The organism is Novacetimonas hansenii (assembly GCF_014843995.1).
Classification (GTDB): domain Bacteria; phylum Pseudomonadota; class Alphaproteobacteria; order Acetobacterales; family Acetobacteraceae; genus Novacetimonas; species Novacetimonas hansenii.
Genome location: NZ_CP062147.1, coordinates 1481247 through 1506369 on the forward strand (window position 1 = coordinate 1481247; position 25123 = coordinate 1506369).

General features: G+C 60.5%; 24 protein-coding genes, 1 tRNA gene and 1 pseudogene. 11 read left to right on the forward strand and 15 right to left on the reverse strand.

What is annotated here, in order from left to right; genetic code table 11:
• Nucleotides 1-2: 2 nt before the first annotated feature.
• Nucleotides 3-1481: a glucose-6-phosphate dehydrogenase gene (zwf, locus tag IFJ82_RS06520; protein WP_003620541.1), complete on the reverse strand. Its 1479-nt coding sequence runs from the start codon at nt 1479-1481 to the stop codon at nt 3-5.
• 257 nt (nt 1482-1738) lie between these two features.
• On the opposite strand from zwf, the gene IFJ82_RS06525 reads away from it, so the two are divergent.
• Nucleotides 1739-2014, forward strand: a complete 276-nt coding sequence (locus IFJ82_RS06525; RefSeq protein ID WP_040510890.1) for a DUF2312 domain-containing protein — start codon at nt 1739-1741, stop codon at nt 2012-2014.
• 83 nt (nt 2015-2097) lie between these two features.
• Nucleotides 2098-2886: a hypothetical protein gene (locus tag IFJ82_RS06530; protein ID WP_192266031.1), complete on the forward strand. Its 789-nt coding sequence runs from the start codon at nt 2098-2100 to the stop codon at nt 2884-2886.
• 352 nt (nt 2887-3238) lie between these two features.
• Here IFJ82_RS06530 and proB read toward each other — a convergent pair whose 3' ends face one another.
• The 4 genes from proB to rplU form a co-directional block, all read right to left on the reverse strand.
• Nucleotides 3239-4393, reverse strand: a complete 1155-nt coding sequence (gene proB / locus IFJ82_RS06535) for a glutamate 5-kinase (RefSeq protein WP_192266032.1) — start codon at nt 4391-4393, stop codon at nt 3239-3241.
• A 20-nt stretch (nt 4394-4413) separates the two neighbouring features.
• The gene (gene obgE, locus IFJ82_RS06540; RefSeq protein ID WP_003620531.1) at nt 4414-5433 is read right to left on the reverse strand and encodes a GTPase ObgE; all 1020 of its coding nucleotides are present in this window, start codon (nt 5431-5433) and stop codon (nt 4414-4416) included.
• Nucleotides 5434-5579: 146 nt separating this feature from the next.
• The gene (rpmA, locus tag IFJ82_RS06545; RefSeq protein WP_003620528.1) at nt 5580-5849 is read right to left on the reverse strand and encodes a 50S ribosomal protein L27; all 270 of its coding nucleotides are present in this window, start codon (nt 5847-5849) and stop codon (nt 5580-5582) included.
• 76 nt (nt 5850-5925) lie between these two features.
• Nucleotides 5926-6240, reverse strand: a complete 315-nt coding sequence (gene rplU, locus IFJ82_RS06550; RefSeq protein WP_003620526.1) for a 50S ribosomal protein L21 — start codon at nt 6238-6240, stop codon at nt 5926-5928.
• A gap of 337 nt (nt 6241-6577) precedes the next feature.
• Between rplU and IFJ82_RS06555 the strand changes: the two genes are divergently transcribed.
• Nucleotides 6578-6667: transfer RNA gene (locus IFJ82_RS06555), tRNA-Ser, on the forward strand.
• A gap of 209 nt (nt 6668-6876) precedes the next feature.
• On the opposite strand, the gene guaD is transcribed toward IFJ82_RS06555, so the two are convergent.
• The 4 genes from guaD to IFJ82_RS06575 form a co-directional block, all read right to left on the reverse strand.
• The gene (guaD, locus tag IFJ82_RS06560; protein WP_192266034.1) at nt 6877-8202 is read right to left on the reverse strand and encodes a guanine deaminase; all 1326 of its coding nucleotides are present in this window, start codon (nt 8200-8202) and stop codon (nt 6877-6879) included.
• Nucleotides 8203-8209: 7 nt separating this feature from the next.
• The gene (locus IFJ82_RS06565; RefSeq protein ID WP_192266036.1) at nt 8210-10408 is read right to left on the reverse strand and encodes an FUSC family protein; all 2199 of its coding nucleotides are present in this window, start codon (nt 10406-10408) and stop codon (nt 8210-8212) included.
• A 177-nt stretch (nt 10409-10585) separates the two neighbouring features.
• Nucleotides 10586-11812 carry a UdgX family uracil-DNA binding protein gene (locus IFJ82_RS06570; protein ID WP_192266037.1) on the reverse strand — a complete coding sequence of 409 codons (1227 nt, stop codon included), beginning with the start codon at nt 11810-11812 and terminating at the stop codon, nt 10586-10588.
• A 57-nt stretch (nt 11813-11869) separates the two neighbouring features.
• Nucleotides 11870-12202 carry a TIGR01244 family sulfur transferase gene (locus IFJ82_RS06575; protein WP_062809034.1) on the reverse strand — a complete coding sequence of 111 codons (333 nt, stop codon included), beginning with the start codon at nt 12200-12202 and terminating at the stop codon, nt 11870-11872.
• Nucleotides 12203-12475: 273 nt separating this feature from the next.
• Between IFJ82_RS06575 and IFJ82_RS06580 the strand changes: the two genes are divergently transcribed.
• The 4 genes from IFJ82_RS06580 to ihfB all read left to right on the forward strand — a co-directional run bounded on the left by IFJ82_RS06580 (nt 12476) and on the right by ihfB (nt 15117).
• A complete protein-coding gene (locus IFJ82_RS06580; RefSeq protein ID WP_003620518.1) occupies nt 12476-12907 on the forward strand; it encodes an ArsR/SmtB family transcription factor in 432 nt (143 codons plus the stop codon).
• A 388-nt stretch (nt 12908-13295) separates the two neighbouring features.
• Nucleotides 13296-13760: a MucR family transcriptional regulator gene (locus IFJ82_RS06585; protein WP_003620516.1), complete on the forward strand. Its 465-nt coding sequence runs from the start codon at nt 13296-13298 to the stop codon at nt 13758-13760.
• Nucleotides 13761-13846: 86 nt separating this feature from the next.
• Nucleotides 13847-14791 (forward strand): signal peptide peptidase SppA, encoded by a 945-nt coding sequence (gene sppA, locus IFJ82_RS06590; RefSeq protein ID WP_192266039.1) that lies wholly within the window; start codon nt 13847-13849, stop codon nt 14789-14791.
• 29 nt (nt 14792-14820) lie between these two features.
• Nucleotides 14821-15117, forward strand: coding sequence for an integration host factor subunit beta (gene ihfB / locus IFJ82_RS06595; protein WP_003620514.1), 297 nt, complete (start codon nt 14821-14823; stop codon nt 15115-15117).
• A 106-nt stretch (nt 15118-15223) separates the two neighbouring features.
• Here ihfB and IFJ82_RS06600 read toward each other — a convergent pair whose 3' ends face one another.
• Together IFJ82_RS06600 and trxB are read right to left on the reverse strand one after the other, a co-directional pair.
• On the reverse strand, nt 15224-16108 hold the full coding sequence (locus IFJ82_RS06600; protein WP_040510888.1) for a LysR family transcriptional regulator: 885 nt from the start codon (nt 16106-16108) through the stop codon (nt 15224-15226).
• A gap of 95 nt (nt 16109-16203) precedes the next feature.
• The gene (trxB, locus tag IFJ82_RS06605) at nt 16204-17163 is read right to left on the reverse strand and encodes a thioredoxin-disulfide reductase (protein WP_003620512.1); all 960 of its coding nucleotides are present in this window, start codon (nt 17161-17163) and stop codon (nt 16204-16206) included.
• 164 nt (nt 17164-17327) lie between these two features.
• Here trxB and IFJ82_RS06610 point away from each other — a divergent pair, with 164 nt between their 5' ends.
• The 3 genes from IFJ82_RS06610 (at nt 17328) to IFJ82_RS06620 (ending at nt 20495) form a co-directional block, all read left to right on the forward strand.
• Nucleotides 17328-17798: an Lrp/AsnC family transcriptional regulator gene (locus IFJ82_RS06610; protein ID WP_040510887.1), complete on the forward strand. Its 471-nt coding sequence runs from the start codon at nt 17328-17330 to the stop codon at nt 17796-17798.
• Nucleotides 17799-17859: 61 nt separating this feature from the next.
• Nucleotides 17860-18987: a glycosyltransferase family 2 protein gene (locus tag IFJ82_RS06615; protein ID WP_192266041.1), complete on the forward strand. Its 1128-nt coding sequence runs from the start codon at nt 17860-17862 to the stop codon at nt 18985-18987.
• Complete coding sequence (locus tag IFJ82_RS06620; protein ID WP_225578803.1) at nt 18987-20495, forward strand: ArnT family glycosyltransferase; 1509 nt, start codon at nt 18987-18989, stop codon at nt 20493-20495. The genes IFJ82_RS06615 and IFJ82_RS06620 overlap by 1 nt, the downstream gene beginning before the upstream one ends.
• On the opposite strand, the gene IFJ82_RS06625 is transcribed toward IFJ82_RS06620, so the two are convergent.
• The 3 genes from IFJ82_RS06625 to IFJ82_RS06635 form a co-directional block, all read right to left on the reverse strand.
• Nucleotides 20440-20811, reverse strand: a complete 372-nt coding sequence (locus tag IFJ82_RS06625; RefSeq protein ID WP_040510886.1) for a response regulator — start codon at nt 20809-20811, stop codon at nt 20440-20442. The genes IFJ82_RS06620 and IFJ82_RS06625 overlap by 56 nt on opposite strands.
• Nucleotides 20808-21314, reverse strand: a complete 507-nt coding sequence (locus tag IFJ82_RS06630) for an NUDIX hydrolase (protein WP_003620503.1) — start codon at nt 21312-21314, stop codon at nt 20808-20810. The genes IFJ82_RS06625 and IFJ82_RS06630 overlap by 4 nt, the downstream gene beginning before the upstream one ends.
• Nucleotides 21315-21405: 91 nt before the next feature.
• Complete coding sequence (locus tag IFJ82_RS06635) at nt 21406-21804, reverse strand: hypothetical protein (protein WP_048859278.1); 399 nt, start codon at nt 21802-21804, stop codon at nt 21406-21408.
• 199 nt (nt 21805-22003) lie between these two features.
• Here IFJ82_RS06635 and guaA point away from each other — a divergent pair, with 199 nt between their 5' ends.
• A complete protein-coding gene (gene guaA / locus IFJ82_RS06640) occupies nt 22004-23614 on the forward strand; it encodes a glutamine-hydrolyzing GMP synthase (RefSeq protein WP_040510884.1) in 1611 nt (536 codons plus the stop codon).
• Between the two features lie 103 nt (nt 23615-23717).
• Here the strand turns inward: guaA and IFJ82_RS06645 are convergent.
• A pseudogene (locus IFJ82_RS06645) lies at nt 23718-24333 on the reverse strand (IS5 family transposase); the annotation flags it as partial.
• Nucleotides 24334-25123: the final 790 nt, after the last annotated feature.

Below are 25123 nucleotides of genomic sequence, written 5' to 3' on the forward strand. Positions count from 1 at the left end.
CGTTATTTCATGTCCTCGTGCCACAGGTGTCCCGACTGCGCCAGCAGGTTGCGCGCGCCCTCAGGCCCCCATGTCCCGGCGGGATAGGGTTCAAGCGGGGCTTCGTTCTTGCTCCATCCCTGCAGGATGGGGTCGATCCATTTCCATGCGGCCTCCACCTCATCACGCCGGATGAACAGGATCGGATCGCCGCGCACGACATCAAGCAGCAGCCGTTCATAGGAATCGGGATAACGGATATTGAACGCCTTTTCAAACTCGATGTTGATGTCCGCCTCACGCAGGGACAGGCTGTCGGTCGGGGTGGGGTCCTTGGTGGAAACCGACAGCATGACGCCCTCGTCGGGCTGGATGCGGATAACCAGGCGGTTCGCGGCGGGACGGTTGGCAAAGATGGTCCACGGCGCGGACTTGAACTGGATCACGATCTCGCTGCATTTCTCTGCCATGCGCTTGCCCGACCGGAGGTAGAACGGCACATTGCCCCATCGCCATGACAGGATTTCGGCCTTCAGCGCGACAAAGGTTTCCGTCTCGCTCGTAACGCCTTCGCCAAGGTCCTCCAGATAGCTGCCAACCGTCTGCCCGTTGACATGTCCGCGCATATACTGCCCGCGGGAGGTATAGATCGCGACATCGGACGGCCGGATCGGCTTGAGTGCGTGCAGCACCTTGAGCTTTTCATTGCGCACGCTGTCCGCATCCAGCGATACCGGCGGGTCCATCGCGACCAGACACAGCACCTGCAGCAGGTGGTTCTGGATCATGTCACGCAGGCAGCCGGACCGGTCATAATATGCGCCGCGCCCCTCCACCCCCACGGTTTCCGCGGCCGTGATCTGCACATAATCAATCGCGTCGCTGGTCCACAGGCGTTCGAACACCGGATTGGCGAAACGCAGCGCGATCAGGTTCTGGACCGTTTCCTTGCCCAGGTAATGGTCGATGCGGAAAATGTGGTTTTCGGGGAAATGCCGCCCGACGCTGTCATTGATGGCGTTCGCGCTCTGCAGGTCCGTGCCGATCGGCTTTTCAAGGACAACGCGCGACTGCTCCGTGATCAGGTTCTGCTTGCTCAGGTTCTCGCAGATCTGGCCATACAGTGCGGGTGATGTCGCAAGGTAATAGACCCGGATGCGGGTTTCGGGTTCCTGATCAAGCAGGCCGCGCAGGTCGGCCCAGTTGCTCTGTGCCTCGGCACCGTTCAGGCTGACATAATGGACCAGTTCGATAAAGCGCGTGACCGTGTCCGCCTCCAGCGAGGCGGGGGGGATGTGCTCCTGCAGTGCCTGTCGCGCACGGTCCTGATATTCCCCCCGCGAGAGGGGGGAGCGTGCGGTCGCGATGATACGCGCATCCGCCGGGACCTGCCCGTCGCGAAAGCGGTAATACAGCGCAGGTAGCAGCTTGCGCATGGTCAGGTCGCCCGTTCCACCGAAGACGATGTAGTCGAACGTATCGACGGGGGGAAGATGTGCCATGAAAATCGGCCTCCTGCCTGATGTTCTGTTTCCAGCCCCGTATTTCCGCCATGCATGGCATATCGGGAACGCGGATGCGCCGGTACCAACGCTCAGGGACCGATTAGGGCTGCCTTTTGGAGCATGTCAAGCTGGCATTGACCCGCGTTCATCATCGCGATAAGCCCGCCGTTCAAATACGTTATGCGTGCCGCCTGCTTGTGGGAGGCATGGCGGGGTGTATGACGGCCCCATCACTATATCCGGAGGCAGCGGACATGAGTGCCGATAATTTCGAAACTGACGACAGCAGCGCGGCCGTTGGGGGCATCGCCGCCGACCGGTTGCGCAGTATCATCGAACGTGTGGAGCGCCTTGAAGAAGAGCGCAAGGCGCTGGCCGGGGATATCAAGGACATCTATACCGAGGCGAAGTCCGCAGGCTTTGACACCAAGGTGATCCGCCAGATCATCCGCCTGCGCAAGCAGGAACCCGCCGAGGTGGAGGAACAGGAAACCCTGCTGGACATCTATCGTCGCGCGCTGGGCATGTAATGTTCCGTCGGGATGATGGGCATATGGTTCCCCGCCGGGGTTAAGGGTATGTTTCCTGTCATGCAGAAGGTCAGGAGACACCCATGACGCTACCTTGGCCCGAATGGCTGCCGCAATGGGCGCAGGCGCTGGTCCTGATCGTGGGGCTGGTATTTGCCGTGTTGTGGATGCTGGTTCCCTTTGCGGTGATCGGGGTGAAGGGGCGGCTGGATGCCCTGGCGGTGCAGATTGATGATCTGCAGGCCGAATTGCGCGTCATGGCAATGTCCAGCAATTCCGCCGCCATCCGTGAAGAAGCGGAGGGCGCATCGGGCGAGCCCTTGTCCGAAGTCCTGCGCACACAGGATCGCGCACGGGATTACGTGCAGGGGCGTAATCAGGATCACGAAGACCCGGACCGGACTGGGGCCGCACAGGCCGCCCACGCCCGTCCGGCCCGCATGCTGGACCCCGAAGATCCGCAGTGCGATATTCCTGCCTATGAACGTCGCGCATCGCCGCCAGCGGCTGATGCGCCACCGGTGGCAACGGTCCATGTGGCCGATGGTGATGATGACCGCATACGATCCGATATGCCGCCGGGTCCGCCCCGGCCACGTGAACATGCCCCCCGTTCCACGCCCCCCCCATGGCAGGAGAGTGCGCAGCAGGAGCAGGGCACGCAGCCGCCGTCATCATCCCCGGTGGTGCCGGATGCCCCGCGCATGCCATTGCGTGCCCGGGTTCCGCCTGCGGTGGGCGCGACCGGGCAGGATGGGGGGGCGCGTGCCGCCATGGCGCGGAAGGTGGAAACGGGGCTTCCCCGCATGGCGCGCTGGGCGGAACGGCGGCAGCGTTCGGAACCGACATTGCGCTGGCCCCCACGACCATGATTATCCCTGCGGCGTCCCGGAAATATCCGGGAAAGAAGCTTTGGTCATATCCCCCTTAGATGGGGGAAAGGGTTTTCGGGGATGGGACGGCCGTTGCCAAAAACGTCTATACGAAGATTGTTTGAAAAGTCAGGCTCAAGAAGATCTGAAATTATAAAGGTTTTTGGTGAAGCTTTTTGTAAAAAGCTTCAGAAGACGCCGCCTTTTTGAAAAAAGGTGGCACCTAAAAACTTTTCTTGTTTTCAAGCACTCTCTACAACTTGTTTTCGACAGGCTTCATTATTTCAGTGGGGTGTTTGTCCTGCTTGTGCAGCGAGGCCCCTTGGTTGGCTTTCGTTGCATCCCAAAGGGTTCAGGAAGCCTGCGCACAGGACCGGTCATTCAGTACCAGGTCGTCGCGATGGATGATTTCATCGCCACCGTGCCAGCCAAGGATATTTTCGATCTCGTCCGATTGACGGCCCACGATGCGCACGGCATCCGCCGCGCCATAGGAGGACAGGCCATGGGCGATGCAATGTCCATGCCTGTCCATTACGCTGACAAGGTCGCCGCGATCGAATTCGCCCGCAATCGCCTGCACCCCCGCAGGCAGCAGGGAGGAACCGCTCTGCAATGCGCGGACCGCCCCATCGTCGATGACAAGGTGCCCTGCGGGTGTCAGGCTGCCGCCAATCCATTTCTTGCGCGCAGATCGTGCATCGGGCGAGGGCAGGAACCATGTGCAGCGCCCACCATTCCACAGTGCGCGCAGCGGATGCAGCGGCTTGCCCTGTGCGATGACCATGGCGCATCCTGCCTGGGTTGCGATCCGTGCGGCCATCAGCTTTGTGCGCATCCCGCCAGAGGAATAGCCGGGCGGAGGGGCCCCCCCCATGGATTCGATCTCTTCCGTCAGGCTTTCGACCACCGGAAGGTGCCGCGCCCCGGGGGCTGTGCGCGGGTCGGCGGTATACAGACCGTCAATGTCCGACAGCAGCACAAGCTGGTCCGACGTGGTCATTTCCGCCACACGCGCGGCCAGACGGTCATTGTCGCCAAAACGGATTTCGGTCGTCGCAATGGCATCGTTTTCATTGATGATCGGCACACAGCCCAGCGTCAGCAGTGTATTGAGCGACGCACGTGCATTGAGATAGCGACGGCGATGTTCCGTATCATCGGGCGTCAGCAGCAGTTGCGCTGCATTCAGGCCATGTCGCGACAGGGCGTTGGTCCATGCCTGCGCCAGGCGGATCTGCCCCACGGACGCAGCGGCCTGTTTTTCATCCAGTCGCAGCACCCGGCGCGTCAGGCCAAGCTGGTGACGGGCAAGGGCGATCGCACCGGAGGAGACGACAATGACCTGCGCGCCGCGTGTGTGCAGGGCGGCGATATCGGCCGCGACACTTTCCAGCCATTCCTGCCGGGGGGAGGCGGTTTCGGCATCAACAACCAGGGCACTGCCGATCTTGACGACGATACGCTGTCCGTTCTGCAGGCTGGGTAAGGGAAGGGGGACTGTCACGGCTGTCTCTATCCACGCGTTCAGGCGGGGGTGTCGGATTCATCCGCGCGGATGCGGGTGATCTGATCCTGCACAAGGCGCAGCACCTTGTCCACGCCCTGCCGCGATACGCCTGACATGGTCATCACCGGTGCGCCGCTGGCCTGTTCCAGCAGGGCGCAGCGTTCGGCAATGTCTTCGTCCAGCATTGCGTCGATCTTGTTCAGGACGATGATTTCCGGCTTTTCCGCCAGGCCGCCACCATATTCATGCAGTTCGTGGCGAATGGTCCGCCATGCGGCAACCACATCTTCCTGTGTGCCGTCGATCAGGTGTACAAGCACGGCACAGCGTTCGACATGGCCAAGGAAGCGGTCACCCAGCCCCGTACCTTCGTGCGCGCCCTCGATCAGGCCAGGAATGTCGGCGATGACAAATTCTTCCGTCACCGACAGGCGTACGACGCCCAATTGCGGATGCAGGGTGGTGAAGGGATAATCGGCGATCTTGGGCCGTGCGGCCGATACAACCGACAGGAAGGTCGATTTGCCCGCGTTGGGCAGGCCAACCAGGCCGGCATCGGCAATCAGCTTCAGCCGCAGCCAGACCCAGCGTTCCTCCCCCGGCCAGCCCGGATCGGCCCGACGTGGGGCGCGGTTGGTGCTGGTCTTGTAATGCGCATTGCCCCGGCCACCATCGCCACCGCGACACAGCAGCAGGCGCTTGCCTGCCTCATCAAGATCGCCAAGCAGCGTTTCGCGGTCATCATCGAAAATCTGCGTGCCCACCGGCACCTGTATGACCACGGCGGGGGCCGCGGCCCCCGTGCGGTCCGACCCTGCGCCATTACCGCCCTTACGCGCGCGGAAATGCTGCGTATAGCGGAAATCAATCAGGGTGTTCAGGTTGGCTACGGCCACGAAAATGATATCGCCGCCCCGTCCGCCATTGCCGCCATCGGGGCCGCCGAATTCGATATATTTTTCGCGCCGGAACGCGATGACGCCATCACCGCCATCACCGGATTTTACGAAAATTTTGGCCTGGTCAAGAAACTTCATCGCTCACGGGTCCGATCTGGGCCGGTGGCAGCCCCATGGACGTGTCTGATATCAGAAACACGCCGTGGTATCGATACGAAAAAGGGGACGGCCCCACGTGACCGTCCCCTTCTGGTCGAAAACTGTCTCCCGGGTGGGAGCGTTTTTTATTCCGCTGCTGCGGGCAGGGCTTCGACCGAAACATGCACGCGGCCTTCGGCGCGGCGTTCGAACTTCACATGCCCATCGACGAGCGAGAAGATCGTATGGTCGCGGCCAAGGCCGACATTCTGACCCGGCTTCATCTTCGTGCCGCGCTGACGGACGATGATGTTGCCTGCGATGACGCTTTCGCCACCGAACTTCTTGACGCCGAGGCGGCGACCGGCGCTATCGCGTCCGTTGCGGGAGGAACCGCCTGCCTTTTTTTGTGCCATTGCCTGAACTCCTGAAACTTGTTGACTGATCTCGACCTGGTCCCATGGGCAGTCTCATTGCCCGTGGGAGCGGGGATCAGGCAGCGTTGATTGCGGCGATACGCACCACGGTCACGGGCTGACGGTGGCCGTTCTTGCGGCGGCTGTTCTGCCGGCGGCGCTTCTTGAAGATGATCACCTTCGCAAGGCGGTCCTGCGCGATCACGGTCGCGGTGACGGTCGCGCCAGCAACGGTGGGGCTGCCGATCGTCGCGGCGCCTTCGCCACCAACGGCCAGAACCTGATCGAACGTGATGGTGGCGCCGGCTTCGGCTTCCAGCTTCTCGATCTTCAGGACGGTGTCCTTGGAAACGCGGTACTGCTTTCCGCCGGTGCGGATAACTGCAAACATAATTCTCTATCTTTCCGATCTCTGGGTCAGCGCGGCGCCATCTGGGATGATGGTACAGGCGGCAGGACCCGGTCGCTTTTTGACATTGGCCGCGAAACCACGCGCGGCACCCCCTGTCTGCGCAGGGATTGAGGGCTGGCTTCTATCGGGCAATGTCGGGCGCGTCAATCGCTAATCCCACGGCATGGCATGATTCAGGGCATGATTCCTGCCATGTCGTGCATCATGTATGGGGGCCGGTATGGGGGCAGGGCGGGGAAGGTAAAAAACATCCACCTGCCCCCTTGCGCGCGTTGCGGGCGCACCGTATAAGCCCGCACCAACGCCGCTGACATTTGGAGAGGTGCCGGAGCGGTCGAACGGGGCGGTCTCGAAAACCGTTGTGCGTGCAAGCGTACCGTGGGTTCGAATCCCACCCTCTCCGCCAGTGTCACGCCATGCCGTCATAAACCTGACCAGGCAGGCGCAACAGCAGAACCCACAAAAAAATCAGCAGTTTCCGGCAGTCACGATCTTCGTGAGGCAGGTATCGACCCCAAACAGGGGCGGTTGGCCCGTCGGGGTCGCGCATACGGACGATCTTGCGGCTGGACCATCACCGCATGAGGAGCTGCCGCCTGTCGGATGTCTGGGGCATCATGCGCGTTCATGCACCCTGCGTCCTGCGACATAGGTGGCGCGGATGCTGCGGTCATCCCCCAGCATCATCAGGGAAAACAGCAGGTCGCTGATCGAATCGCACGATTGTGCCCGCAGGGCCTGCAATGGTGTTGCCTCCGGGTCGAGGATGCACAAATCCGCCTCCATCCCCGGTGCAATCGTCCCGATCCTGTGGTCGAGGTGCAGCGCCCGCGCACCGCCTGCCGTCGCCAGCCAGAAGGCCTGCGCGGGGTGGAGGCGACGGCCTGTTCCCTGCGCGACCTTATAGGCTTCGTTCAGGCTCTGCAGTTGCGACAGGCTGGTGCCCGCGCCGATATCGGTGCCCAGCCCCACACGGACGGGGCGTCGTGGGTCCAGCGCATCGAACAGGCGGAAGCTGCCACTGCCAAGGAACAGGTTGGAGGTCGGGCAGTGGGCCAGTGCGCATCCACTGTCATGGCAGGTCATGAGGTCGGGTTCATCAACATGGATGGCATGGCCCATGATGGCGCGTGGCCGCACCAACCCTGCATGCGCGTAAACATCCAGATAGGACCGGCGTGCGGGGAACAGGCTGCGTACCCATGCGACCTCGTCCAGGTTTTCCGCAAGGTGGGTCTGCATGAAGACGGTCTGGTCACGGGCCAGAAGTGCGCCCGCCAGTTTAAGCTGTTCCTCGCTGCTGGTGGGGGCAAAGCGCGGGGTGACGGCGTACATCTGCCGCCCGCGCCCGTGCCAGCGCGTCATCAGTGCAAGGGATTCGTCATACCCGCGTTGTGCCGTATCGCGCAGGTCTGGTGGGGCATTGCGGTCCATCAGCACCTTGCCCGCGATCATCAGTGTATTGAGGCGTTCTGATTCGCTGAAGAACGCCTCAACCGATTGGGGATGGACGGTGCAGAAAACCGCCGCCGTGGTCGTGCCGCATCGCAGAAGTCCGGCAAGGAACCTGCGTGCGATATCACGCGCATAAGCCGGATCGCGAAAGCGGCTTTCGGTGGGGAAGGTGTAGCGTTCGAGCCATTCCAGCAACTGTTCGCCATATGCGGCGATCATGGGCAGTTGTGGGTAATGGACGTGGGTGTCCACGAAACCGGCTGAAATCACGCAGTCTGGGTAATGTGTAACCTGCGTGTCGGCGGGCAGGTGGCGCAGGGTATCGGCATATGTGCCCATTTGCGCTATCCGCCCGTCGCGGATGATGATCAGCCCGTCTTCCTCATGATGGAGGGCAGCAACCGGGTCGGTGGTGAACGGGTTGTCGCGAAAAGTGACGACCCGCCCCCGCAGGGCAAGGATATCGGGCGTGGGTGGTGCGGGCATCCTGCTGCTAGCCGATCATTTCGCTGGAACGATAGGGCTGCGAGGCGTCAAGGAACGCTGCATTTGCATCCAGTTCATAGGAAATGACCAGCAGATAGGCAATGGCGCGTGTCATTTCCACGCGGGAGGTAATGTTGGTTTCCTTCCCTTCGAGGATACGCAGCACCCGCGTCGCGCCACGGGCCACGCGGGCCGTACGGCCATAGCGGCCACTGAACTGCGCCATGCGATGCAGGAACAGGGTGATGGCGCGGTTGGCCGATTCCGGCAACTGGCTGCGTTCCAGCACGACACGCAGGCGGATGATGTTCAGCCCGATTGTCATCGCCGACAGCGTGCCCTGCAAATAGGCCTCGATCGTGGGGGAAGGGGTCGGCCCCGCATGGCGGATCAGGCGGGAGAAACGGTCGGTATTGCGCCCGATCCAGGCCCTTGGCTGCGGCAGCGGGTTGGCCGATGCCAGGTGGCGCAGGTCATGCAGGGTGCGGTTGCGCATGCGCCAGCGTTCTTCGTCACTGTTGAAAGGCAGGACGGCGCGGAAAATCAGTACGGCGAAGCCGATGCTGCACAACAGGGCAAAGGAGGCGTTGAAATATGCAATTTCATTCAGGCGGCTTTGGTTGCCGGGATTGACAAGGTTGGGCAGGAACAGGGAGTAGGACGCCGCAGCCCCCGCCGTTGCCGGGTTGCGTGCCGCAAGGCCACCGGCAATCATCGGCAGCGCAAGGACGGCGGCCAGCATTTCGAATTCTGCCGGGCGCGGGATGAACAGCAGCACGAGAAAGGCCGACACGAACACCGCCCAGCACGCGCCGCGCAGGAAGTTCAGGGTGCCCAGGACCGGGTTTTCGCGTGTGGCGAACAGGCCGCACGTCACCGCCACCATGGTGATGAAACCAATCCCGTTCGACCAGGCTGTGATCTCCCAGATCAGTGCCGATGCGCCGATCGCCACTGCCGCGCGGATGCCGTTATACAGGGCTTCCTTGAAATCGCGGTGTGCTTGCAGGCGGAAATGGAAATGATCGCCGCGGATTTCGTGCTGGCTGGCGTCAAACTCCGTAATGGCCTGCTCCAGCTCGCCCAGAAGTTCGTCCAGCGCGTTATGCAGGATGCGGCAGTTGAGCAGTCGTTCGATCGTGTCGGTATCGTGCGGTGCCGCCGCGGCGAGTTCTTCGGTCAGGGCGTCGATGATGCGCTGGCGGCATACGCTGCGCAGGTCCTGCAGGTCCGTCATGACCTGCTGTATCTGTGTGTCCGATTCCAGCCGCCCCGGAAGGCCCAGCAGGAAGGTGCGCGTCAGCAGGCTGGTTTCGGTAAAGACCGGGTTGACCGTGCCCAGCGCCTTGATGCGCGCCATCATGCCCAGCCCGCGTGACAGCAGGACGGACACGGCCGCAAGTGCCGCGCGCGCGTGATCGCCTTCATGCCCGTGGGGGCCCATCTCGACTTCACTGAATTCGATCTGGTCATTGATCGACAAGATGGTGCCGAACAGCGCACGTGACCGGATGAAGGCCTGCTCGTCGCCGGCAAGCAGGTTGGCCACCGCCTCTGTAGAGGTGCTGAGCGCGGTCTGGATCTTCTGCCGCATGTTCTTTTTCGCGGCGGTGGCAAGATTGTGCGCGAACAGGACCGCCACCAGCGTTTCGCACGAGATGCCGAGCACGATATAGGTCGTGCGCGACATGGTGATCATGAAGATGTTGTCCGGGTCCTGACTGGCGGCAAGGGCGATGATCGCGCAGGTATAGCCCGCAAGCACCAGTGCATAGGAGCGGAAGTTGCGCACCAGCGTCGCACAACCGCAGCAGATGCCGATCCAGATACTCAATGCCGGGAAGAACAGCCAGGGCGATTGGGGAAAGGAACAGACGATCACCACCGCGCTGATCGCGCCCAGTGCCGTGCCCACCAGACGCCATCGCGCCTTTGACAGGCTTTCCCCGCGCGACCCCTGCGCCACGATCCACACCGTCATGGCCGCCCAGGGCGGACTGTCGAGTTCCATCCACATCGCGATGGTCAGCGCCATAAGGGCGGCGAACGTCGTACGTAGCGCAAAGGCTATGGCCTCTGGCGTGGGGGCGTAGAGCCACTTGAGGCGACTCATGCGGTTATAGCCGGGGGGAGAGAGAATCGAGAAATCTCGTCCACGGAAGACACGCGCGACGAAAGAGGGGACGATCTTCAGTTCAGCAGGCACAATATGCGGCTTCCGGCGGTACTGGGGGCGGTCCCTTGATAAACCAAGAATGCGGCAGGTAACGGTGTCGGGAGCGCATATCAGTCATTGGCTTTCCTCGTGGCAGGGACGCAGCACCTGTCATGGAAAGGGAATGATCGCTGCATTTGTTCCATCCGTGAATGGATGGGATGCGGATCATGATGTTATCAGGCTCCCCGCAAGGCGCAGATCCTCGATAAAGCGCAGATATTCGCGCGATCGCGCTTCCTCTGTGGGTTGGCGCAGCAGGAAAGAGGGATGCACCGTCACCAGTCCGCATGTCCCGTCATCAAGTGTGATCGGGCGGGATCTTTCATGTCCTATAACGACAGAGCGTTGCAGGATTGCGCTGGCCGCAGTCGCGCCGAGCATGACCAGCAGGCGTGGGCGCACCATGCGGCGTTCCGCATGCAGCCATGGGGCGCAGGCACGGATTTCCTCCATGCCTGCTTTTTGGTGGATGCGTCGGCCATTGCGGTTGAAGAATTTGAAATGCTTGACCGTATTGGTCACATAAACATCATCGCGTGCGATGCCGACCTCATGCAGGGCGCGGTCGAACAGTTGCCCCGCCGGGCCGACAAAGGGACGGCCCGCCAGATCTTCCTGATCGCCGGGCTGTTCCCCGACGAACATCAGTGACGCGGTGGTGGTCCCTTCGCCAAAGACGGTCTGGGTCGCATGGTGCGCCATGGCGCAGGTCAGGCAGGATCGCGCGGCCTCTGCCACGGCGGGCAGGGCTGTGATGCGTTCGATGTCCATCCCCTCCGCCAGAGGGAGGGCGGGTGAGGGGAAGGAGGCGGGATCCGCGCCTTCAAGGGGCGTGCCGGGATGCAGGGTGGTGCCGTCCCACCGCATCACGCGTTCCCCCATCTGAACGTGCCATGGATGGAATGAACGTTGCAGCGTGACAAAGCGTGCGTTGCAGTATGCGACAAGGCTGTCGGCGGCGTCCCATATGATGGCCTGCGTGGGGTCGTGGGATGTCGCGACATGGGTGCGAAAGGCCAGTGTTTCGCGCCGCACGTCCTGTGCGATGTGCCGGGCGCGCAGGATTTCGGCGTCATCGGCAGGTCTGCGGGCAGGGTCTTCGCCAGTGGCCAGCCGCAGGACGAGGCGATAGGCAAGGTCAAAGCGATCCGGCGTTTCGGCCTGCAATATGTCCTGCACCAGGCGCATCATGGCCCGGGGAACGCCAAAGGTGGAGCGTGGCGATGTGTCGGCGTGAAGGGGGGCGGTAATGCCGGTCTGCATGGCCGCATCCGCGGGATCGCGGATGCGCCAGATGATATCCGTGGCGGGAATACCGTGCAGGGCCAGTGTGCGCGTGGCGTTGCGCCATGTCACGAAATCCAGACTGTGGGCCAGGACAACCGTGGGCATGGGGCACTCCGTAGGCAGTAATCTATAAGGCTTGAAGCAGGGACGGCAGTGGTGAAATCAGGGCTGCCGGGCAAGGGTCCAGAGTTGTCCCACACGGTTGCCCGAACGGCAGTAACCCAGAATCGGGCCGTTCATGTCCTTCAGCGCCGCGCGCATCTGCGTGATTTCATGTTCGGTGATATGTCCCGGCACGACCGGCAGGAACGCGAATTGCAGGCCGGCGGCCAGTGCCGCGTCCTTCAGGCTTTCTGCTGTCGGCTGTCCATATTCTTCCGCATCGGGGCGCATGCAGATGATGCTGCGGAATCCCTGTTGGACAATTTGCGGCAGGTCATCGGGCGTGATCTGGGATGCGGCGGTGAAATCTGGGCTGAGGGAATAGAGTTGCATCGTATGAATCCTGCATTCGGTGCGCGCGTGACGCGGTTGTCCGGGTATGCGCCCATCCCCGGAGGGAAGGCAAATTGTTATACAGTTAATATATTCATGTATGTAAAATAATCCGTATTTTATGTAAACTCTTGGGGTGTAATCGACATATGGGTAATGAGGCCTGTGAACATACAATGTCGATGGGGTTGCATATGGACGTCGCGGCATTAGGGCATGGTTTCTTTTTTTCTTCCTCGGCTGCCATATTCGGCAATGTTACGGTAACTGATCATGAATGCGATAGTAGACAGGCTCCCCCGCACGCGGGAGGCTGCTGAACTTCTGGCCCATCGTCTGCGCCTTTTTGCCCAGCCACAGCGGCTGCTTGTGCTTGCGACCCTGCTGGAAGGGGAAAAAAGTGTCGGCCAGATCGAAAGTGCCACCAGTATAGGCCAACCGACCCTGAGCCAGCAGCTCGCCGAATTGCGGCGTGCGGAAATAGTCGTGACCCGCAAGGAAGCGCGACAGGTCATTTACCGGATCATTACGGACGAAGAAGCAACGCGTATTCGCCTGATGTTTTCAATAATGGACCCCGATATTAATATTTGTGACGCGGTCCCCGGTATGCAGGAATGCGGGGCAGGGGCCGTGAATCCGGTTGCTTCACGTTCTTCGCAGGTATCCGCCGCACGTTTTGCGCGCGTTGCGTGCGGGGAATAGTATCGCTGTTCCTGTTCATCCTGCGCCATGACCGCGCGTTATGCAGGATTGCCATTCGCCGGCGGCCGGGTCTGAATAATCATTATTTTCAGACCCGGACAATGTTACATCAAGTTTCAATCTGAAAATATGTTTTATGATTTCATATGCGATGATTTCGCCGGAAACGTGGCGGATATCATGAAAACCATGATCCAGAGCCGCTCTGTCGTGATGGTTTCGTGATGGGGAGGGGATGTTTATTAAAGGTTATTTCCGTATTTTAATCCGAAGCCACATAAGATGCATATTGTATTTGCGCGTTTTATTGGGTAGTGCGTATTCAGGATGCAGATGATGGATGTTTTAAAGACGGCATCCATCATGATTGAAGAAATGGAACAGAATTATGTCGGATGCTGAACAGGATTTCTCTTTTCTTGAACTGACCACGCAGATCGTGTCGGCTCATGTTTCCAATAATGCCGTTGGGGCGGATACTGTTCCTGATCTCATCAAGCAGGTTTACCAGGCCCTGACCTCTCTGGATCAGCCGCAGGTCGAGCCGGAGAAGCTTCAGCCTGCCGTGCCGATCAAGCGTTCGGTTTTCCCCGATTACATCGTCTGCCTTGAAGATGGCAAAAAGCTCAAGATGCTCAAGCGTCATCTGCAGAGCGCCTATGGCATGACGCCCGAACAGTACCGTGAACGCTGGGGCCTGCCGAGCGATTATCCAATGGTCGCCCCCAACTATGCCGAGCGTCGTTCGACCCTGGCGCGTGAAATCGGTCTGGGGCGCAAGATCACCGCAGCCCCGAGCGAGGCCAGCGCCGAAACCCCGGCCAAGCCGCGTCGTGGGCGCAAGGCGTCCTGAATGGGGTATGATGCCCGGCCGTGGGATGCCATGGCCGGGACCTGTTCCGGTTTTTATTGATGCAGTCATGAAGTTGCGCGGGTCGCATGGCATTTGACGCAGATCTGGCACTGGAACGTCTGTCCCTGCGGCGGCGGCTGATATTGTGGCGTGTCGTTGCGGTCGCCATGTTTGCCTGTGGCCTTCTGGCGATATCCGGGCGGGGCATATGGGGCGCGCGCGGTGATGGACGTGACCATCTCGTGCGGCTGCGTATTGATGGGGTGGTCGGTTCGGATACCACCGATACGCTTGCCCTGATCCGCAGGGCACGCAGCAATCCCGCCGTGAAGGGGATGTTGCTGGATATCAATACCCCCGGCGGTGCCGTTACCGGGGGTGAAACATTACATGACGCGATTGCGGAATTCGCGCGGCAGAAGCCTGTGGCCGTATCGATGGGCAGTCTTGCCGCATCGGCTGGCTATATGATTGCCGTCCCCGCACAGCGTCTGTTTGCCCATCATTCCACCCTTACCGGGTCTATCGGGGTCATCATGCAGGCCCCGGATGTCTCTGGCTTGCTGGACAAGGTCGGGGTGCGGGTTGACCAGCTTGTCTCCGGCCCGATGAAGGGGCAGCCCTCCGCCGTGCAGCCCCTGTCGCCACAGGGGCGGGAAATGTTGCAGGGTGTGATCGCCGATCTTTATGACATGTTTGTCACCATGGTGGCGCAGGGACGCCACCTTCCACGCGAAAAGGTGCTCGAACTGGCGGATGGGCGCCCTTATACGGGGTCGCAGGCCCTTTCGCTTGGTCTGGTGGATCAGATCGGGGGTGAGGAGGAGGCAAAGGAATGGTTGATCCGGACCCTGCATCTGTCTGAAACTGTTGATGTTGAAGATATGAAACCGCGCCCGTCATTTCATCTTGACTGGATGCGGCATCTGTTGGGAAGTGTCATGGGGATTGTTGCGGAATCGGATCGTCTGGATGGCCTGTTTCGGCCCGGTGGTGATCTTGACGGGGCCGTTGCGATCTGGAAACCTTAATTTACATAAAATATATAGAGGGAAGCAGGATGACCAAATCGGAGTTGATTGCCGAACTTGCCGCAGCCAATCCACATCTTCCCGCTCGTGATATAGAGCAGATTGTACAAACCATATTTCATGAAATCAGCGCGGCGCTGGCCCGGGGGGATCGGGTTGAATTGCGTGGTTTTGGCGCATTTACGGTAAAAAAGCGGGACTCGCGCACGGGCCGCAACCCGCGCACGGGTGAAATTGTCGCCGTGGAAGAAAAAGTCGTTCCGTTTTTCAAGGCGGGCAAGGAACTGCGTGAACGGGTCAACCATCAGGATGGCGCGGAAAGCTGACGGGTGGCGGCATGTCGTTGATGCCATGTGCCCATGGCGCTGCATAATGAAAAGGCCCTGCTGGAAAGCAGGGCCTTTTTTCATGCTGGGTCGTTTTTGCCCGTGGTCAGTGGCGGGCGTTGATTTCCGCAAGCAGGAAGTCGCGGAACACGGCCACACGCTTCGATGTGCGCAGTTCCTCTGGATAGACAAAGTAGGCATCCACCGTCGGCAGCGGCACCTCGGGCAGGATCTTGACAAGATTGGGATACTGGTTTGCCGCATAAAGCGGGATCGACCCGATCCCGATGCCTGCCGCGATGGCGCCCGCCATGGCGGCAAGGCTGTTGACCTCCAGCCTGGCCTGACGGCGTTCATCGGATGGCACCCCGGTTTCCGCCAGCCAGTTGATGTGCGGCACCGGTGGGTGATACCCCCCGAACAGCACCAGCTTATGGGCATTCAGCTCCTCAAGCGTGGTGGGGGTCCCGTGTTCATTCAGGTACGATTGCGCGGCATAGATCGGCAGCGGGAAATCCGCCAGATGGCGCTGGATCAGGTCGGGCTGGCGTGGCGGGTGCATGCGCACCGCAACATCTGCCTCACGCATGCCCAGATCGAGGTCGTTATCCTCAAGGATCAGGGTGATGGAGATGTCGGGGTTTGTGTCCATAAAGCGATGCAGGCGTGGCGTCAGCCAGCATGTGCCAAAGCCCGTCGTGGTCGTGACCCGCAGGCGCCCGGCCGCTTTCTCCTTGCTTTCGGTCAGCAGGGACTGCGTCATCGCCAGCTTGGAAAAGACTTCACGCACCGTCTGGTTCAGGGTTTCGCCCTGTTCGGTCAGGATCAGGCCACGTGCATGTCGATGGAAGAGGGGAACCTGCAGCGCCTCTTCCAGAGCGGAGATCTGTCGGGACACCGCAGACTGGCTCAGGTTAAGCACGTCGCCGGCATGGGTGAAGGACCCAGCCTCGGCTACTGCATGAAATATCCGGAGTTTATCCCAGTCCACGCGTTGACTCCGTTCCTAATTCAAAGTTGCCATTTGTTATGACGTTCTGGCTGTGGTGAAGGAAATACCAGAGCAGGTCAAGAACTATGGCGAGTTTATGACGGATTTTCTGCCAAAAAGCGTTCAGCTTCCAGTGCCGCCATGCATCCGGTACCTGCCGCGGTGATGGCCTGGCGGAAGACCTTGTCCTGTACATCGCCTGCGGCGAACACGCCTGCGACCGATGTGCGGGTGCTGCCCGGCGTGGTCGTGATATAGCCATCGGCATCGATTTCGACCTGCCCATGGAATAGTTCGGTGTTCGGGCTGTGGCCGATGGCGACGAACACGCCATCTGTTTCCACCGTGGCGGGTGCATTCGTCACGGTATCGTGAACGTCGATGCTGGTGACGACGGGCGGGGTGCCGGACCCGATAATGCGGTCAACCGCAGTGTTCCACATGACCGAAATCCGTGGGTTGGCAAACAGGCGGTCCTGCAGGATTTTTTCCGCGCGCAATGTGTCGCGACGGTGGATCAGCGTCACATGGGTGGCATGATGGGTCAGGTACAGCGCCTCTTCCACTGCTGTATTGCCGCCGCCAATGACGACCACCCGCCTGCCGCGATAAAAGAAGCCGTCGCACGTGGCGCAGGCCGAGACACCGCCGCCCTGATATTCCTTTTCACCGGGAATGCCCAGCCAGCGCGCCTGTGCGCCGGTGGCGATGACGACGCTGCGTGCGAGGTAGGTATCGCCCGAATCCCCCACTGCCCGGAACATTCCCGTCTGCGGGTCGCGTGTCAGACTGCATGAGACGATGATGTCATCCACCAGTTTCGTGCCGACATGTTCGGCCTGTGCCGCCATCTGCATCATCAGTTCGGGGCCCTGCACGCCCTTGGCGAAGCCGGGATAATTCTCGACATCCGTGGTGATCATCAGTTGCCCCCCCGGCTGTAGTCCCGCGACAAGGATGGGGGAGAGGCTGGCGCGCGCGGCATAGATGGCGGCCGTATATCCGGCGGGGCCTGCGCCGATGACAAGCAGGTCGGTAGTGTATGTGTTGGGCATGGGATCAGAACCGGTTTGCTTAGTGGTGAACGGTGGAGAAATGATTGATGGTGGGAATGGTATGATCGTCCACTGGCGTGAAGGCAAGGGTTAGGCTAGGAGAGGCATCATTACCGCATATCGGGACAGGATAACGATCCCGGGGGATTGAGATTGAAACGGACATGGCTGAACGGATGACGGAACTCGACGCGATTGACCGGCGGATTGTTGCCGAACTTCAGGCCGATGGACGCATGACGAATGTGGAACTGGCACGCCGGGTGGGTATTTCCGCCCCGCCATGCCTGCGCCGCGTCAGGCGTCTGGAGGAAGAGAAGGTCATCCTTGGCTATCACGCGCAGACCGACGCGGCGAGCCTTGGCTGGTCGATCACGCTGTTCGCCCTGATCGGCCTCGACAGTCAGAAGGAGGCGGTCCTGTCCGCGTTCGAGGCCGAGATTTCGGCATGGCCCGAGGTGCGCGAATGCCACATGATCCGTGGTGGTGGGGACTTCCTCGTCCGTCTGGTTGCCCGTGATGCGACGCATGAAAACATGCTGACGCGTCGCCTGACCGAAGCCGCCCATGTGGTCCGGGTCCAGACGCTGCAGACCATCCGCAGCAGCCTTGAACGGCCGGGCGTTCCGGTCTGATACATTTGGGCGCGGGCATGTATGCGCCATGTTTTGCCGGAAGGACGCGGCATTGGTGTTGATGGCTGACGATCATGGCCTGCCGGGGCGGGAACCCTGCCCGCCGCCGCAGGTCAGTATCGTGGTGCCCTGTTACAATGAACGCGACAATGTGCGTCCCATGGTCGATGCGCTGGCCGATGCGCTGGCGGGACGGTCATGGGAGGTCATTTTTGTTGATGACAGCTCCCCTGACGGGACGATGGATGTCGTGCGTGCCCTTGCCGCGCACGACGCGCGTGTGCGCGGGATATCGCGGCTGGGGCGGCGTGGCCTGTCCTCTGCCGTGATCGAGGGGGTGCTGTCATCCTCTGCCATGATTGTCGCGGTTATGGATGGCGACATGCAGCATGATGAACGCTGCCTTGGCCAACTGCTTGATGCGATTGCATCGGGTGGGAACGATATCGCCATCGGCAGCCGTCATGTCGCAGGGGGGGATGCCGGTGGCCTTGCCAACCGCTGGCGGCAGATGCTGTCGGATGTCGGAATCCGGGTGGCACGACGTCTCATGCCCGTCGATGTCCGCGATCCGATGAGCGGTTTTTTCGCGATCCGCCGCAGCGTGTTCATCGCGACCGCGCCACACCTGTCCGGCACGGGGTTCAAGATCCTGCTCGATATCATCATGTCGGCCCCCATGGACCTGCGGGTGGCGGAAATCCCGTTTGTCTTCCGCAGTCGCGCGGCGGGCGAAAGCAAGCTGGATTCTGTTGTCCTGCTGCAGTTCGCGGCCATGATGCTGGACCGGCTGTGCCGGGGGTATCTTCCGGTCCGGTTCATCAGCTTCTGCCTTGTCGGTTTGCTGGGTATCGGTGTGAACCTTGGGGTGCTGTCGGTTCTGTTGCAGTGTGGGGTGACATTTCCGGTGGGGCAGGTGGTCGGGACCTATGTTTCCATGATCGTCAATTTCGGGCTGAACAACCGGCTGACCTATCGGGACTGTCGTCTGCATGGGATGGCGCTGGTGGCTGGGCTGTGCCTGTTCGTGCTGATCTGTTCAGTCGGGGCGGTGGCGAATGTCGGCGTGGCGCAGATGCTCCTCAGCAGCGGGCCACGCCATTGGGGCAGCGCAAGCATGGCGGGGGCCGCCATCGCCGCAGTCTGGAATTATGCCGTGTCTTCCACCCTTATATGGAAAATCCGGTGATGTCGCTGCGGATGTGGTACGGGCTTCTGGCGGGGACGCTCTGCCTGCGCCTTGTCCTTGGCTGGTACCTGCCCGTTTCCCCGGATGAGGCCTATTACTGGGTATGGGCGCATGCCCCGGCGGCGGGATATCTGGATCATCCACCCATGGTTGCCCTGTGGATACGCGCGGGCTGTGCCCTGTTTGGTGATGGTGGGGCGGGGATCCGCTGGATCGGGACGATGGCGTCCATGTTTGCGATTCCCTTTCTGGCGCAGGCAATCCGCGATTTCCATGCGCCATTCCCCGAACCGTCAGCTAGGGGCGATGATGGTGGCGTGATCCGTGGTGTTGCCCTGTTGCAGGCGACGTTGGCGATGGGGGTCAATGCCGTGGTCATGACGCCTGATACCCCGTTGCTGTTTTTCATTACAGTCATGTTGTGGGCGGTCGGACGGTTGATGGCGACGGGCCATGCGCGCTGGTGGCTGGTATGTGGCGCGGCGCTGGGGCTGGCGTTCGACAGCAAATATACGGCCGTGTTGCCGGGGGCGGGGATCGTTGCATGGTTGCTGCTGCATGGCGCAGGGCGCGCGTGGCTGCGCCGTCCCGCGCCATGGCTGGGTGGAATTGTGGCTCTGGCCGCTGTTTCCCCCGTTATCTGGTGGAACGCCACCCACCATTGGGCCAGCCTGCTGCGGCAGGGGGGGCGCGTGGGGGACTGGCACGCGGGGCGGGCGCTCGGCTTCCTGGGGGAACTGGTGGGGGGGCAGGTCGGGCTGGCGACACCGGGCATCTTTGTCATGTTCATCGTGGGGATGATGCTGGTGGTGCGCAACGCGCGGCGCGTACCCGCGCAGGGCGTGCTGCTGTGGATGATGCTGGTTCCCATGGTCGTGTTTGCCATGCATGCGCTGGGCGACCGGGTGCAGGCGAACTGGCCTGTGATCGTGTATCCGTTGCTGGCGGTTGCCGCGGCGCAGGTGACATGGGCCGGGTGGAAGCCCGCCGTGGCACTGGGCGGTGTTCTGTGTGCCCTGGTTTTTGTCCAGGCGGCGTTTGAACCATTGCCCCTGTCCGCGCATACGGACGTCATGCTGCGGCAGGTGGGGGGATGGCCCGCGTTGGCGGCGGAGGTGGATGGCCGTGCCATGCCGGGGGACTTTGTGACGGCCTGCGATTATGGGACCGCGTCCGAACTGGCGCTGTATCTGCCGCATCGCACGGTTGCGGGGATGGAGCCGCGATGGGCGCTGTTCAACCTGCCGCACGAACTGCGCGGGCAGGGGCTTATGCTATGCAATCCCCGCCGTGTTTTTGACCGGCGCTATTTCGCAACGGTCGAGGCCGTGGGCAGCCTGCGTCGCCATGGGCGCATCCGAGATGCGGAAACGTTGGATCTGTATCGCGTGCGCATGGCCGATCCTGTACCGCCCGATCAGCCACCGGGTATCGCCATCCTGTCGCGCGCGCCTATGACGGGGCCGCAGGCATCCCTTCCGCAAGACATGCTTCAAGCTGCGCCATAAGTGTTTTCATGCGGAACGGCTTGCTCAGCCCCGGCAGGTCGGGATGGCGGCCAAGGCGGTCCGGATCACCGCTGATGACGATAACGGGCACGTTTTTCGCCCGCAGGGCCGCAATAACCCCATCGGGCGTACCATCCGGCAATGTCAGGTCCACCAGAGCGGCGTCGAACGTGCCCTGTGCCAGCGTGTCCATCGCACTGGCCACGCTGGCGCAGGAGGACACCTGTGGGCCTGATGCCTCTATGACAGTCAGAAGCAGGTTTGCGATCATTTCCTCATCTTCAACGACAAGGACGCGGCGGGTGTGCTGTGTCATGTGTCTGTACCCTCGGTCGTCGCTGGAACCTGACGATATCCACGGTGCTGTGTCGTATGGGGCCATGGGATGACCCCGCGTGGTGACAGCGCGAGTTGCCCAAGTTCCAGCAGGCCGTTGCTCATGAGTTGGGGATTGTCACGCACATGTGATATGTCGAACCAGCCTGCATCGCAGGCATCATCCCCTGCCTTGAGGGTATGCGTGCCGGGATCCGTGCATTTTACCGCCACGATCAGGTAGTGGAAGCGCAAGGCGCCCGTCGCATCGCGTTCGATCAGGTCAAATGCCGTCAGTGGTCCTTCCGCCCGCGTCACGACGCCGGTTTCCTCGCGCAATTCGCGTTCGGCGGCATCCATGAAGCTTTCCCCGGCATGGATGCGTCCGCCGGGAAACCCCCACAAACCCCGGTCCGGGGGATTGCGGCGCTGCACCAGCAGCAGGCGGTCACCACGTGTCACGACCGCAAGGACCGCGCCGGAAATTGTCGAAATCCCAGACATGCATGCATTATAGCGCCCGGCAGGGGCAAAAGGCCATGCGCGGGTGGGGTATGGGTGATGCCTATTGCGTGATGGTGCCTGCTGCCCCCCGTCAGGGGCGGGTCAGCACGATATGTGCCCGGCAGCGCGGCGTGCCGTAAGTGCCGACAATCGTATTGCCCTGCGGATGGGCCTCGAACACCATCGGGAATGGCTTGCTACCGGGGGGGGAGATGACTTCCTGCAGGTGATAATGCTGATGAAGGGGTTCAGGCCTGCCATGCAGGGTAATCGACCCATCGGCGGGAGTGAAGGTCGTGCGCGTCTGATCCACCTGAAAGGTGGAGGGCGCGCGTGTTTCCTCGCACGTGCCCTGATCGGTGACGAGTGTGCCCGTCCATAGTCCGATCGGGTCATGTTCCGCATCCGCCGGATGGGCCGATGCAGGAGAAAATATCATGGCGCCCGTGGCCGCCATCAGGACAAACAAACCGGCATGCAACGTTTTCATGGTGTAGCCATGTGATTCCGTACGAAAAAAAATCAAGGTGTGAAGTCAGGTCAATATAATCGTCACGCCATATATTCAGCCGACATGCACAATGATGTTGTGCTACGTCGTGTGGCAACGCATATCCGACATCTGCAACATCAGGCCCGGCAGGGGCCGTGCCCGTTGCATGCGTCATGCCGCGACCGAAAGAGTGAGAATGAGCGAGAGTGTGAAAGCATCCCAGATCGACAGCGCAGGCGAGGCCCTGGAAGAGACCCTGCACGAAGACCGGATCCTGATCCTTGATTTCGGCAGCCAGGTGACCCAGCTGATTGCGCGCCGTGTCCGTGAAAGCGGTGTGTACTGCGAAATCTGGCCCTTTTCCAGTGACGAGGCGAAGATACGCGCCTTTGCCCCCCGTGGGATCATCCTGTCAGGCAGCCCGGCAAGCACGCTTGACGAAGGTGCCCCCCGGATCCCGGATGTCGTCTTTGCCCTGAATGTTCCCGTGCTGGGGATCTGTTACGGTCAGCAGGCCATGTGCCTGCAGCTTGGCGGTGCGGTCGAACATCACGAACATCGCGAATTTGGTCGCGCCCATATCGAGATCGTCAAGGACTGCGCCCTGTTCCGTGGCACATGGGCACGCGGCAGCCGTGAACAGGTGTGGATGAGCCATGGCGACCGTGTCACAAAGCTTCCGCCCGGTTTTCAGGCCGTCGCCATCAGCGAGGGCGCGCCCTATGCCATCATCGCGGACGAGGGGCGGCGCCTGTATGGTGTGCAGTTCCATCCAGAGGTGGTCCATACACCGCATGGTGCGGCGTTGCTGCGTAATTTCACCCATGATGTCGCGGGATGTCGCGGCACATGGACCATGGCCGGGTTCCGCGACATGGAAATCGCGCGTATCCGCGAACAGGTGGGCAAGGGGCGGGTGATCTGCGGCCTGTCCGGTGGTGTGGATTCCTCGGTCGCGGCAGTGCTGATCCATCAGGCCATCGGGGAGCAGCTGACATGCATCTTCGTCGATCCGGGCATCCTGCGCGCGGGGGAGGCGGATGAAGTCATCAAGACATTCCGTGATCGCTTCAACATCCACCTGATCCATCGCGATGCCTCGGACCTGTTCCTTTCTGCGCTGGAAGGGGTGAGTGATCCTGAAATCAAGCGCAAGACCATCGGCCGCCTGTTCATCGAGGTGTTCGAGGAAGAAGCCGCCAAGCTTGGTGGGGCGGAGTTCCTGGCGCAGGGCACGTTGTATCCCGACGTGATTGAAAGCGTCAGCTTTACCGGCGGCCCGTCCGTCACTATCAAGTCGCATCATAATGTGGGTGGCCTGCCCGAACGGATGAAGATGAAGCTGGTTGAACCGCTTCGTGAACTGTTCAAGGACGAGGTCCGTGCCCTTGGCCGGGAACTTGACATCCCCGAGGCGATCGTCGGACGTCACCCGTTTCCCGGACCGGGACTGGCGATCCGTATCCCCGGTGCGATCACGCGCGAAAAGCTCGCGCTGCTGCGCCGTGTCGATACGGTCTTCTTGGAGGAAATCCGTGCGGCAGGGCTGTATGATGCCATCTGGCAGGCCTTTGCCGTGCTGCTGCCGGTGCGGACGGTGGGCGTCATGGGCGATGGACGCACATATGATTACGCCTGCGCGCTGCGCGCCGTCACCAGCACGGATGGCATGACGGCCGATGTTTACCCGTTCGACATGGGCTTCCTCAATCGTGTTGCAGGTCGCATCGTCAACGAAATCCGTGGCATCAACCGGGTGACATACGACATCACCTCCAAGCCGCCCGGCACGATCGAGTGGGAATGAGGGGAAATTATTTCCATTGAATAAATTATTTATATTATAAATCTGTTTTTATTTTTGTGTTTAAGGCCGCATACTTACTAAGTATGCGGCCTTAAGTTTTTTATGTGGGGCAGGCGACCGGCCCATCGTGTCGTTTCGCGGGAATGGCCGGCTGGGCTCCCATGTCCCATATCCGTTCACGAAAGACGTTCGACGCGTAGTTCTTGTTCGCGACGTCCACAGGGGAATAGCGGGAACGCTGTCGAGCATGGCTGGTGCCAGAGGCAGTTCATGAGCCTGTCCCGGGGCAACGCAAAACCAAGCCTTTTCCATGCCCGTCCGCGATCACGCAGGCTTTTGTGCCATAGCCATCGCCGGAACGGCCCATTGCTTCATAATGGTCTCGCTCTTCGAAAGAGGCCCCTTTTTTGGGCTTCCGCCGCTTGGTGGTGAGCCCCGATGTTCGAGCCACCCAGAAAAGTCATTCCGAGCACCGCTCCGTGTTGTTCCTTAACCCGTTCGAGCAGGCGTTCCCATACGCCGAGTTTCGCCCAGCGGATGAAAAGCTGGGCCACCCGCCACCCCGGACCCAGTTCAGCGGTGATGCTCCGCCATTTCGCGCCATGCTCATGGTGCCAGAAAATCGCTGCTATCGTATGCTGCAGATCATAGGGTTGCGTTTTGCCCCTTGGGCGAACTCTCCCAATCAGAGGTTTCCAGATCGCACATGTCTCGTCCACAAAAGCGTCTGTTCTGTTCACTTCTCCCAATCAAATAAAATATAAATAATTTCAATATATAACATGGTGAAATAAATGATATTTTATTGTTTGTTATGAAATTTATTAATTTTATTAAAATAATTACTATATTTATATTGTATTAATATGCATGATTTCACTTTTAATATTTATAGATCGGATTTTGTTGTTGGGGCGCGCTTGGCTCGGCATGTTTTTATGGAGTGTGCAGACTATCATTCAATGGCTTTGAGGCAGCATCATCAATGACCGCTTGTTTTCTCAGAATATGACCGTTTGAACCGCGGCCTTGTAGCTTTCGCAGAGGAAGAAAAAAAGCTAATAATTTAGGGTGTTTCACACGGTGGAATTTTGACAATAAAATAAATATTTAAAATCAATGGGTTCCAGGAAGAGTGTTCCCCGCACGCGCGGGGATGAACCTGTGGTGGTCGGAATTATAGCAATAAGAAATTCGTGTTCCCCGCATACGCGGGGATGAACCGGTTGCGCACCGCGCGATACGTCCACATCCCACGTGTTCCCCGCATACGCGGGGATGAACCGTCGAACACGAGATCCCCCAACCCGACCTCGCGGTGTTCCCCGCATGCCCTGTGCCATCGCCTGTGTTTGCGCAGCATGGCAGGAGGCTGATGTTTTCCGACTCTGCGATCATCGGATGTTACAAAAAAACTGTTTCATGAGTCGCGCGGCGAAAGTCCTGCCCTTCGTGGGGGTATTCACACGCTCTGGATAAAATTTCTCCGTGCATGACACCATATCTGGT